The sequence below is a fragment of the Longimicrobium sp. genome, from assembly GCF_036387355.1.
Lineage (GTDB): Bacteria > Gemmatimonadota > Gemmatimonadetes > Longimicrobiales > Longimicrobiaceae > Longimicrobium.
Genome location: NZ_DASVTX010000503.1, coordinates 1 through 11,450, shown reverse-complemented (window position 1 = coordinate 11,450; position 11,450 = coordinate 1). Strand labels below are relative to the sequence as shown.

Sequence of the window (11,450 nt, the reverse complement as noted above, 5' to 3'; positions counted from 1 at the left end):
CCGGAGCGGGCAAACGTACCCGTGGCGCGGGACAGCGTCAATGTGGGACGGATGGCCCCGTTCTGGCCCCGTGGCACGCGCACGGGCGGCGCGGTGTACCAGGGACAAACCTTTTCACCGACCATGGATGATGACCGACGACGAGATCGGGGATCAGCTTCGCGACCGCGGGCTGGAAGAAGATTACATACGCGAGCTGCTGGCCAGCCTGGGCTTCAACCCGGCGGACGGCTTTACCCACGACAGCATCGAGGCGCTGGACAACGCCACCATGGACCAGCGCCGCAAGGCCGCCCTGCGCACCCTGGAACTGGCCACCGGCTGAGTGGAACCGCACGGCGGCTCCGGCATGACCAGTGGTGAACAAGGGGCAAGCCGGATCTCCGTCCCTGTCTGTTCCTATTCCCTATTCCCTATTCCCTATTCCCTATTCCTTATTCCCTATTCCCTGCCGTTCCCCCAAAAACAAAGGCCCCGCTCGCGGCATGCGAGCGGGGCCTTGCTGTCCATCAGAAAGCAGCCGCGAGTTACAGGCCGCTCCAGGGAGTCAGGAAGACCACCATGAGAATGGGGACGAGCGGGATGCATACGATCCCGATCAGCCACAGGGCGATCTCCCAGTTGTCGTAGTCTTCCGCGGGCCGCTCGGTGGTCGCCGCGGGGGTCCGCTGAACGTTCAGGTCTGCCATCGGTCTGCTCAGCCGTCAGCGCCCGGCGCGGCGGGCTCGTTTTCTGGTTCTGCCACGGGCACGTACCGCACCCGGGCCCCAACCTATCATGTACGCCCCGCCCTGTCCAGCGGGAATTTCCCTACGGCTTCGCGGGCGCGATGCCGCGGCAGAAGGTGGCCGCGAAGCGCTCCGCCGTGGGCGCCAGCGGCCGCGACCGGTCGCTCAGCAGCCACTCCAGCTCGATCTCTTCCAGCGCGCCGATCAGCATGCCGCGCACGAGCGGGATCTCCGCGTCCGCGCGCACTTCGCCGCCCTCCACTCCGCCGGCCAGCAGCCGGTCGATGGCCTGCGCGTACGTCCGCAGCACGGGGCGAACGGCGCCGCCGTAGAACTTGGACGACTGCCGCGACTCCAGCAGCAGCACCATGGCCAGGGGCGGATCGGCCTCGATGCTTTCGAACTGCATGCGGATGAAGCGCGCGAGCCGCTCCTGAAAGCCCATCCCCGCTTCCATCACCCGGCTCACGGAGCCGACGAACTCGTTGACCTTTTCGCGAAAGGCGGTCAGCAGCAGGTCGTCCTTGCCATCGAAATACAGGTAAATGGTGCCCTCCGCCACGCCCGCCCCCGCCGCGATGTCGCGGATGCGGGCCGCAAAGAAGCCGTTCTCGGCAAAGACGCGCACCGCGCTGTCCAGGATCGCGCGGCGCCGCGCTTCGCGGCTCTCGGTGAGTGGGCGCTCATTCATGGAGCGCAACATAGTGCGGGAGTGCGAACGCGCGAAAGTGCGGAGTGTGGCGGGACGGGAGGCAAACAGCGGAAAAGGGAGAACTGCCGTTCGGTGCGGTTCGCACGGTGCCGATGCGGCCGACGGAGGCCCCCTCCCCCCAGCCCCCTCCACCCGCTCCGCGGGAGAGGGGGAGCCGTTCGGCACCGGGGCTGAGGTCGGCGATCAGAGCGGCCTTTCGTTCGTCGGCGTGCCCGGGGCCCCTCCCCCGCCCCTCCCCGTCCAAACAGACGCACGGAGAGGGGAGACAAGCCGGACAGCCTCACAGCAGTACCGTGAGGCTTTCAGCCGTTGTTGCGGCGACTTTAGTCGCTCAGGACCCCATCCGCCCGCGCCAGCCTCCGCCCCCGCGCGCGAAACCTTCCGCCCCAACTACCCTCCCCCAGTCTTTTTTGGGGGAGGGTGGGCGAGTCATGCGAGTCCGGGTGGGGGCCGCCGTCGAAGCCCGCCCCCCCCACACTGAACCCTTCATCTGCTCACCGGCCTCACCGGACGAAAGAAAGGGCGGGAGCGATGCGTCGCTCCCGCCCTTTCTGCCTCACCCGCCGCGCCGGCTCAGAAGCCCGGCTGCAGCGCGAACTGCCAGTGCCACCCGCGGCCGCTCTCAAAGCCCTTCACGTACACGGCTTCCAGAACCGCGTAACCGAACAGGTTGACGCGCGCGCCCGCGCCGGCGCTGGTCACGATGCCGCGCTGCTCCATGTCGCTGTCCAGCCCGCGCCGGAAGGTGGGACGCGTCTTGAGGATCTCGTCCGGGCCGATCTGCAGGTTGCCCCACGCCGTGCCCGCGTCGGCAAAGGCAAAACCCTCAATGGGCGGCAGGCCGATGGAGTTGCCCAGGATGATCTGCCGGAACACGGGAACCCGCAGCTCCAGGTTCGCCACCCCGATGCGGCTTCCCACCAGCTCCTCGCCGTACAGCTGGCAGTCCACGTTCGCCTCGCCGTCGTCCCTGATGGCCTGATTGCACGACTTGTACAGCCCGCTGGCGTCGTAGCCGCGGATCAGCGAGGGCCAGCCCAGGTAGAACTGCCCCACCCGCGACTCGTCGCGCCCGTAGCGGCCCACGTGCAGGCCGCGGAACGCCAGCGTAAACGGCCGGGCAAAGATGTAGCGCCGGTAGTCCGCCGTGGCGTTGGTGAACTGCAGCGAGCCGATGGTGGGCGACACCTCAAAGCGGTAGCGCTGCCCCGCGAAGGGCGAGGTGTAGCCCTGCAGCGCGTTGTCGTACACCAGCGCGGCCGAGGCCTGGCCCATGTTGTAGGCCACCCCGCCCTCATGCCGGTCGCGCACGTCCACCGGCCCCGCCAGCTGCCCATCGATCACCTCGTACAGCGCCTCGCGGATCAGCGTGTCGCTGGCGAAGCGGCGCGCCCCGGCCGAGAACTCCACCCGCTGCACCTGCGAGAACGGGTACTGCGCCAGCCCGTTCACGCTGGTGTCAAAGAAGCGCAGCGTCACGTTCTGGATCAGGTACTCCTGCGCCTGCGGATCGTACACGTCGCGCGGAAGGCCGCCGTAAATGTACGGAATGCGCTGCGCCGAAACACCCCAGTTCCACCGGTGCGTCGAATTCAGGTACAGTGTGCTGAACCCGATCTCGTCCAGCTGCCCCTGCGCCTGCACCGTGCCGTACACCGTGTGCTGGCCCAGCTGGTCGCTGAAGATGCCGGAGATGCCGCCGTACAGGCCGCCCCGGTTGTAGGGGCCGCCGCCTACGGACGCACCCACCACCGGCTGGCCCAGGTAGTCAAGCGACAGCCGCGGGCGGTACGGCACCACCCGCCACGTGGCCTGCTCCTCGGCGCTGGGCAGCCCCGTGGGGTACTCGTTCACCGCCAGCAGCACGCGGTTGAACGGCGGATCCTCCGGGCGCGGCGCGGGCGGCAGCAGCGCGGGAAGCGGAATGCCCGGGCGCCCCGCCACCGCCGTCTGAATGGGCTGCGGCGCGGTGCCGGCCAGCTCCGCCGGGTCGGTGATGGAGTAGATGTTGAAGCCGTCGCGCTCGTAGGCGGCGAACACCAGCCGGTTGTCGCGCTGCGACGCGCTGATGGCCGGGCTCAGGTCAGTGATGCCGCTTACGCCGGTGAAGAGGTTGGTCACCTGCGTCACCGCGCCCGTGGCCACCTGCACGCGGTAGATGTTGCTGATCCCCGTGCGGTCGCTGATGAAGTACAGCCCCGTGCCGTCCGCCGTCCACTGCGGGTTGATGGCCTTGCCCTCGCCCGCCGGGTCAATGGTGCGCACCGTGCCCGACGACATGTCCAGCAGCCCCAGCCGGTAGCTGGCGTACGACAGGTTTTCCAGGTTGGTCTCGTCGCGGTCCGTGGCGAACGCCACCGTGCGCCCGTCCGGCGAAAACATGGGCTGCATGTCGGCAAAGCGGTCGTTGGTCAGCTGCCGCGTGCGCCCCGTGTTCACGTCCACCGCGTACAGGTCCGAGATGCCGCCGCGCAGCCCCGACACCACGATGGTCCGGCCGTCCGGCGACCAGGTGGGGTTGGTGATCTCGCTTACCCCGTCGATCTCGTACTCGCGAATGCGCGAGCCGCGCTGCGCGTCGATGACCGACACCACGTCGCGCCCGCCCACCAGCGCCGAAAAGGCGAAGCGGCGCGAGTCCGGCGACCAGGTGCCTGCCGAGTTGATGTAGCGCAGGCTGCCGTAGTGCGGGTCGAACGAGGTGCCGCGCACCAGCCGGTGCAGCACTTCACCCGTCTCCGCGTCCGCCACGTACAGCTGCACGTCCAGAAAGTTGAGCTCGGAAAGAAAGGCGATGCGGCGCCCGTCCGGCGACACCACCGGGGCCACGTTCAGCCGCCCGCCCTGCTCGTTCTGCGTGATGGTGGGGCGCCCCTGCTCGCGCGCCTCGCGCCGCTCGTTCAGCAGCGGCAGGTAGGTGCGGCGGATGGAGGTGGCCCAGTCCTGCGAAATCTCCTCCAGCGGCACGTTCACGATGCGCTGGAACGCCTCGGGATACGGCACGCCCTGGCCCACCTGCTTGAGGATCTGGCCGATGGAGGCGTCGCCCCAGCGCCCGCCCACGTACGCCCAGAACGCCTGCCCCCAGCGGTACGGGAAGAAGCTGGGATCGTAGGTCAGCTGCTCAAGCGTGGGGATGCGCCCGGTGAGCGCCGCGTCGCGCAGCCACATGGCCGTGTGCGGGTCCACCGGGCCGATGGTGAGGTACTCGGCCATCCCCTCGGCGAACCAGAGCGGCACGTTGTAGCGCTGCGCCGCCTGCTCAATGCCGCCGCCCGCGCGCCCCAGCCCGCTGATGTCGTACTGAAAGGCGTGCACCAGTTCGTGGCCCACCACGTGGTCCGTTTCCTGGTACGCGTTGGCCAGCGGCAGAATGATGCGCTGCTTGAAGGCCTCGGTCACGCCGCCCGTGCCCTCGCCAATGTCGCCGCCCAGCGCCGACGTCTGCTGAAAGTGCGGGTGGCTGGCGTACAGAATGAGCGGCTGCCGCTGCTCGAACTCGTACTCCATGATCTGCGAAAGCCGCGCGTACCACCGCTCGGCCATGCGGGCGGCGTCGCGCGCGGCGACCTCTTCTTCCGGATAGTAGTAGACGTCGAAGTGCGTGGTGCGCAGCACCCGGAAGTCGAACGTCTGGTACTGCACCTTGTTGCGCCCGAAGTACTGGGCTGCCGCGGGCGCCGGGCTCAGCGCGGCCGCAACGGCGCAGAGCGCGGCGGCGGCGCACAGTACCCGCAAGCGGGAGACTGCGGACATGGAGACTCCTTCAACCGGCCGGAGGTGATACAGGGCTTCGGGCAATGCTCCGGCCGGAGCGCCTGTGCAGTGACAGGCCCGCCGTGGCTCGCCGCGATCTGTGGCCGACGCGCAGAATGCACGTCCCGTACCCTGTTTGTACAACGCTGAAGCGACTCCCGGAATCCAACGCACCAGCAATGTGCGTTATGACAACCACTCCGCCGCGCCGGGGGCGCGCGACACGCCCTCCAGCGTCTTCTCGTCGCCCCGGTCGTCCAGCAGCCAGAACGCCAGCAGCGCCGCCGCCGCCAGCGCCGCGATCCCGATCAGCCAGGGCCGCAGCCCGGGCCGCCGGGGACGCACGTCGATGTCCGCCATGCCGCTTCTCCGCGTAGGGACGTGTTTTTTGGATTCCTCCCCATCCTCCGAGGGCAGGGAGCGTGCCCGGTGCCCCCGGAACGCAGCAAGGCCCCGGATCCGCACGGATCCGGGGCCTGCCTGGTCTGGTCATCCATCGCGTCGCGGATGCCGTCCGCTCCACGGCCCGGCGGGCTGGCCGGCGTCGTCATCCCCGCCCCTCGTCGTCATTTCGGTCTTCCGGGAACGCGCGATCCGGCGGGACGATGCGCCGCCGGGTGAGGACAGGCGGCGTCCTTCGCCCCCGTCAGAGCGTCGCGGCGGCGTACGCAGCGCCAATCACCACGCCAAGCGCGAGCGCGACGACCATCATCACCGCCTGCGACAGGAGGGTCAGCAGCACGGCGCGCATGGCGGAAACGCGGAACATGCCGGCCGCGGCCCAGCTCAGGTACAGAAAGCTGCCCACGGAATACCCGCCCATCATCAGCGGCAGACTGTGGAACAGCACGCCCGCGACGGCAAAGGGAATGAGCAGCAGCGACTGGTGCGCCGCCGTGTACAGGTTGTAGACGATGTGCTCGGCGTAGTTCAGGCCGGAGCGGCGGTACACCACCCGTGTTGCCAGCGCCGAGAACGGCACGTTCACGGCGATGAGCAGGTTCATGTGCGTCTGCAGAAACTGCAGCGCCCCCGCCTGCCCGGAGGCGCCGCTGAGGCGGGCGAGTTCCGCGGCGGGACCCCCCTGCACGTACACCAGCACCACCAGCGTGACGAGGATGGCGAAGTAGCGGCCCGGCCCCGTGTACGGCACGGTGCGGCCTCCCAGGTAGTCGCGCACCACCTGCCCCGGGCGCACCGTGAGCCCCACCACGGTGTGCAGCAGCCCGCGGTCCACGTCCACCACGCTGCTGAACACGTTCGCCGCCACGCCGCGCACCGTAAGCCGGCCGTCCGTGGCGGGCTGCCCGCAGTCCGCACAGAAACGCCCGGCGCGCGCCACGCCGCAGTTCACGCAGGCAGGCACGGGCGCGGGCGGCGCCAGGATCTTCCCCTGCGCGTCCGCGGAGGGCGCAACGGAATCAGCGGATGCGGGGGGCTGCGCGTCGGAGGGCGCGAGGGCCGGGGCGGGAGAAAGGGTGTCCATCGGAGAGAGTACCGCGGGAGGGAAAGAACGCGGGCGGCCCGGGGAAGGGCCGCCCGCACGGCAGACGATCAGGCCATGGGCTGGCGATAGCTGGCGGCGTAGCGCCCGTTGACGTGGTGGTCCAACTGCCGCTCGATGTCGTTCAGCAGAGAACTGGCGCCAAAGCGGAACAGCTCGGGTTTCACGTAGTCCGGGCCCAGCTCCTCCTTCATCATCAGCATCCAGTCCAGCGACTGCTTGGCGGTGCGGATGCCGCCGGCCGGCTTGAAGCCCACCACGTGCCCGCTGCGCTCGCGGTACTCGCGGATGGCGCGCGCCATCACCAGCCCCACGGGCAGCGTGGCGTTCTCCGTCTCCTTGCCGGTGGACGTCTTGATGAAGTCCGCGCCCGCCATCATGGCCACCATGCTGGCGCGGCCCACGTTGCGCAGCGTGGCCAATTCGCCGGTGCCCAGGATGGCCTTGAGGTGCGCGTGGCCGCACGCCTGGCGGAACGCCTTGACTTCGTCGTACAGCGCCTGCCAGTTCCCGGTGAGCACGTGCCCGCGGGTGATGACGATGTCGATCTCCCGCGCGCCGGCGTTCACCGAGGCGTGGATCTCCTGGATGCGCTGCTCCATGGGCGACAGGCCCGACGGAAAGCCGGTGGACACGGCCGCGACCGGAATGCCCGAGCCCTGCAGCGCTTCGACCGCGGTGGGCACCAGCGCGTGATAGACGCAGACCGCCGCCGTGTGGATGGGCAGGTGCTCCACCCCCAGCGCGCGCAGCAGTTCCGGGCGAACCGGGTTGCGCGCCTTGCTGCAGAGCCGGCGCACGTTCCCGGCGGTGTCATCGCCGGAAAGTGTGGTGAGGTCCATCAGCGTGATGGCGCGCAGCAGCCACGCGGCCTGCCACTGCTTCTTGACCGTGCGGCGGCCGCTGAGCGAAGCCGCGCGCCGCTCCACGGCGCTGCGGTTCACCCGGACGGATTCCACCCAGTCCAGGTCCAGCGCCGTGCCGGGGTTGCGGTGCTCGTCGTGCCCGGGCTCGAGCTCCTCGGGCGGCCCCCCGGCGGGGACGGCGATCAGATGGTTGTGCGGTAGCGTTGCCATGGTGCTGCACGGGTGCGGTTGAGCCGGGAAAGATAGCTGAACCGGCAGGGAATAGGGAATAGGGAATAGGGAACAGGGGGCAACGGCTTGGGATTCCTGTGCTTGCGCGAGGAAGAGGCTCCTGCGAGGCCCTTCCTTCTCCCTCGCGTTCAGAGCGGCTCGGCCATGCCGTAGCGCCGCATGAAGCTCCGCATCGCCGGGGTGACGGTGCGCACCTCTCCCGCCACCCACGCCGTCACCGCCGCGCTCGCGACCACGATGGCCAGCAGGGTGCTCGCGCCCGCGTCGCGGTGCATCCACACGTGGTCCACCACCAGAAGCGCGCCGATCCCGGCCCCCGCCACCCCGCCCGCGATCTGCGCCAGCCGCACCGAGAGCGGGTCGTTCTCCAGCGTCACGGCCGGGCTCATCACCGCCGCGGCATCGGGGCGGGCACGCGGGCCGCGCAGCCATCCGCGCCACGACGACTCGTCAACGCGCGTCAGCGAATCCATGATGGCCTGCATCTCGGGGTTCACCATCCCCGCGCTCCAGCCGATCTCCATCGCCAGCACGGGATTGCCGCGCCGCAGTTCATCCTCCCGCGCCTGCAGCCCCGGAATCCGCCCCACCGCCTGGCGCACCAGGCCGTCCGCCACCTCCCCGTCCCCGCGGGCGCGCGCCTCGTCCACCCACGCGCGCAGCTTCCAGAACTCGTCGCGCTCGCGGTGCAGCGCGGTGAGCCCGGCCACGAAGGCACGGCGGTTTTCGCGGTCGCGCCACCGTGCGGCGAGCACGGACGCCTCGACCAGAACGAGGAGAAGCAGGTACGCGGAGATGGCGCTCACGGCGGGGCGGGATGCGGGGTCAGGCGGGGGAGGACGGGAACGGACAGGGCGGAAAGCGGATCGGCGCCGTTCAGGGTGCCCTCCGTGCCCAGCAGGCGAAAGCGGGCGAACATTTCTTCGGAATACCAGCCTTCCGCGCGGGTGCGGCGGACGACCTCCGCGTGCTGCGGCGTGCGGTACGCCCAGGCGCGCATGGCCTCGGCGGAGCGCCACACGCTCAGCGTGGCCTGCCGCAACCAGGGGATCTCGCCCACGCCAAAGGTGAGCAGCAGGTCCGGGTGGCCGCGCAGCGTCTCGTCCACCGGGTGCACGCGGCTCCAGAAGCGCGCCGCGCGGGAAAGGCGGATGGAGGCGCGGGTGAGGACCACCACGGGCGTGTCCGGCGCCGCCTTTTCCGCCGGCTCTCCGAACGGGGCCTGTCCGCCCCAGCGTCCGTGCGCGCTCAGCGGCCGGAGGCGCAGCGTGTACCGCTCCTCGCCGCGCGCCGCGTACTGGCGCATGACGGGGGACCGGTCGCGAAAGCGGTCCCAGTCCGCCTCGCTCTCCCACACGGCGAACAACGTCCACAGCAGCGGATCGGGAACGGCGCTGAAGCCGATTCCCGCGCCGCTCCCCATCAGCCGGGAGAAGCGCAGGCCGGGGGTGCGCCACAGCAGGGGGCGCTGGGTGGCCATGTGCAGCGCGCCCCACGCCGCGCGCCGGGGCGTGTAGCGGACCGCGGTAAAGGTGGCGAGCAGGCTCACATCCGGGCCAGCAGGGCGATGTCGTGCCGCGCCTCGTCCGCCGTCGCCATCTCGGAGATGACGACGCGCAGGTTGCCCTGGCTGTCGATGCCGTACACCGCGCCGGAGTGCGCCATGACTCCCGGCTTGCCGGCGGGCGCGTGCATGGCGTGCCCCGCGTGCTCACCGGTGGCGGGAGCCGTGCGGGTGGGGAGGATGTAGGCGCCGTACGCGGTGCGCGAGGCGGCCACCGCGGCGCTGTCGCCCGTCAATCCGACCACCTGCGGGCCGAAGGGCGCGGCATAGGCCTTGAGCACGGCGGGCGTGTCGTTGGCCGGGTCCGTGGTGATGAGCACGATGCGCACGTCGCTGCCGGCCCGGCCCTGCGCCCGGAGCGCGGCCGTCAACTTCTGCAGCGTAAGCGGGCAGATGTCCGGGCAGCGCGTGTAGCCGAAAAAGAGGAGCACGGGGTGCCCGCGAAAGCTGGCGAGCGTGGCCGGCCGCCCCTCGTGGTCGCGCAGCGCAAAGTCGCCCGCGGGGGCGGGGTCGTACGCGGTGCCCACCCAGGCGGGCGCGGGCCGCGGCGCCACCGCCACCCCGGCGCCCACGATGATGGCGATGGAGGCGGCGATCAGGGCCAGCAGCGGAAGCCGTGCACGTCGTGCGTCGGACATCGGTCTCTCGGGCGTGCAGAAGGATGCGGGCGTTGCCGGCTCGCAATCTAACATCATGCGGGCGAATGGCTAAGCCCCGGACGCTCTCGCGCGGGGGCGGGCGCCGCGCTACGTTGGGCGCCCGCCGGCACGGAAAGCCGGGCACGGGCAGCCAGCCGATCACGGGAGGATGGATGGAGCGGGACGAACTGCAGCGGCGGATCTCGGAGGCGTACACCGACCGCGAGCGCCTCAAGGACGGCGACACGGGGCGGGCGGTGGAGGAAACCATCGCCCTGCTGGACCGCGGCGAGATCCGCGTGGCGGAAAAGGTGGATGGCGCCTGGCGCGTGAACGCCTGGGTCAAGGAAGCCATCCTGCTGTACTTCGCGCTGCGCCCGCTGGAGCCCATGGAGGCGGGCGTGCTGCAGTTCTTTGACAAGATCCGCACCAAGACGGACCTGCAGGCGCAGGGGATCCGCGTGGTTCCGCCGGGGGTGGCGCGCTACGGCAGCTTTCTGGAGCCGGGCTGCGTGGTCATGCCCGGCTACGTGAACATCGGCGCGTACGTGGGCACGGGGACCATGGTGGATACGTGGGCCACGGTGGGCTCGTGCGCGCAGATCGGCCGGCACGTGCACCTGTCCGGCGGCGTGGGAATCGGCGGCGTGCTGGAACCGCCCGGCGCCTCGCCCGTGATCATCGAGGACGGCGCGTTCATCGGATCGCGCTGCATCGTGGTGGAGGGCGTGGTGGTGGAGGAAGAGGCGGTGCTGGGGGCCAACGTGGTGCTCACGGCGAGCACGCCCATCGTGGACGTGACGGGTTCCGAGCCGGTGATCACCAAGGGCCGCATCCCGGCGCGTTCGGTGGTGATTCCGGGCACGCTGCCCAAGCAGTTCCCCGCGGGCACGTTCCACGTTCCCTGCGCCCTGCTCATCGGCCGCCGCACGGAATCCACGGACAAGAAGACGTCCCTGAACGACGTCCTGCGCACCTTCGACGTGCAGGTGTAGGGCCGCAAACCTGCGACGCACGGTCCGCGGTGATGGTCCGCGGCCACCACGGTCCGGCGCGGCTCCCTGCCAGGAGACACCCGGTGACCACGATCCGGCGCGGCTCCCCCGGGAGCGAATGAATTCGCCGCTGGGCAAGCACGAAGTCCGCCTTCGCGGACTGCGGCGGCGGGCCGAGCGTGGGGGGGCGCGGATCGGAGCATCCACGGGCGCGGTCTGCGTGACGGACGCGCGCATTGGAGCGGATGAAGCGCTCCGGACCGTCGCGCGGGCAACCCTCCCCCAGTCTGTTTTGGGGGAGGGTGGGCGAGTAATGCGAGCCCGGGTGGGGGCCGCCGTGGAGCCCGCCCGACGCACTTGGCACCGGGCACTTGGCACCGGGCACTTGGCACCGGGCACTTGGCACCGGGCACTTGGCACCGGGCACTTGGCACCGGGCACTTGGCACCGGGCACT

The 11,450-nt window shown here is 70.4% G+C and carries 11 protein-coding genes; 2 read left to right on the top strand and 9 right to left on the bottom strand.

The features are described from left to right. The first annotated feature begins 127 nt into the window (after window positions 1-127). Window positions 128-325: a hypothetical protein gene (locus VF665_RS21830; protein ID WP_331055590.1), complete on the top strand. Its 198-nt coding sequence runs from the start codon at window positions 128-130 to the stop codon at window positions 323-325. A gap of 202 nt (window positions 326-527) precedes the next feature. Here the strand turns inward: VF665_RS21830 and VF665_RS21825 are convergent, their stop codons facing one another. The 9 genes from VF665_RS21825 to VF665_RS21785 all read right to left on the bottom strand — a co-directional run bounded on the left by VF665_RS21825 (window position 528) and on the right by VF665_RS21785 (window position 9,999). Further along, complete coding sequence (locus VF665_RS21825) at window positions 528-689, bottom strand: hypothetical protein (protein WP_331055589.1); 162 nt, start codon at window positions 687-689, stop codon at window positions 528-530. Between the two features lie 121 nt (window positions 690-810). Next, window positions 811-1,419: a TetR/AcrR family transcriptional regulator gene (locus VF665_RS21820; protein WP_331055588.1), complete on the bottom strand. Its 609-nt coding sequence runs from the start codon at window positions 1,417-1,419 to the stop codon at window positions 811-813. 594 nt (window positions 1,420-2,013) lie between these two features. Then, a complete protein-coding gene (locus VF665_RS21815; protein ID WP_331055587.1) occupies window positions 2,014-5,196 on the bottom strand; it encodes a hypothetical protein in 3,183 nt (1,060 codons plus the stop codon). A gap of 186 nt (window positions 5,197-5,382) precedes the next feature. After that, on the bottom strand, window positions 5,383-5,556 hold the full coding sequence (locus VF665_RS21810; RefSeq protein ID WP_331055586.1) for a hypothetical protein: 174 nt from the start codon (window positions 5,554-5,556) through the stop codon (window positions 5,383-5,385). A 286-nt stretch (window positions 5,557-5,842) separates the two neighbouring features. Continuing rightward, entirely contained in the window at window positions 5,843-6,682 is an 840-nt protein-coding gene (locus tag VF665_RS21805; protein WP_331055585.1) for a DUF3667 domain-containing protein, read from the bottom strand. A gap of 68 nt (window positions 6,683-6,750) precedes the next feature. Beyond that, window positions 6,751-7,776: a deoxyribose-phosphate aldolase gene (gene deoC / locus VF665_RS21800; protein ID WP_331055584.1), complete on the bottom strand. Its 1,026-nt coding sequence runs from the start codon at window positions 7,774-7,776 to the stop codon at window positions 6,751-6,753. A gap of 149 nt (window positions 7,777-7,925) precedes the next feature. Continuing rightward, window positions 7,926-8,603, bottom strand: a complete 678-nt coding sequence (locus VF665_RS21795) for a hypothetical protein (RefSeq protein WP_331055583.1) — start codon at window positions 8,601-8,603, stop codon at window positions 7,926-7,928. Beyond that, complete coding sequence (locus tag VF665_RS21790) at window positions 8,600-9,346, bottom strand: spheroidene monooxygenase (RefSeq protein WP_331055582.1); 747 nt, start codon at window positions 9,344-9,346, stop codon at window positions 8,600-8,602. Before VF665_RS21790 ends, VF665_RS21795 begins: the two co-directional genes overlap by 4 nt. Beyond that, window positions 9,343-9,999: an SCO family protein gene (locus VF665_RS21785; RefSeq protein WP_331055581.1), complete on the bottom strand. Its 657-nt coding sequence runs from the start codon at window positions 9,997-9,999 to the stop codon at window positions 9,343-9,345. The genes VF665_RS21790 and VF665_RS21785 overlap by 4 nt, the downstream gene beginning before the upstream one ends. A gap of 173 nt (window positions 10,000-10,172) precedes the next feature. On the opposite strand from VF665_RS21785, the gene VF665_RS21780 reads away from it, so the two are divergent. Further along, complete coding sequence (locus tag VF665_RS21780) at window positions 10,173-10,994, top strand: 2,3,4,5-tetrahydropyridine-2,6-dicarboxylate N-succinyltransferase (protein ID WP_331055580.1); 822 nt, start codon at window positions 10,173-10,175, stop codon at window positions 10,992-10,994. Window positions 10,995-11,450 lie beyond the last annotated feature (456 nt).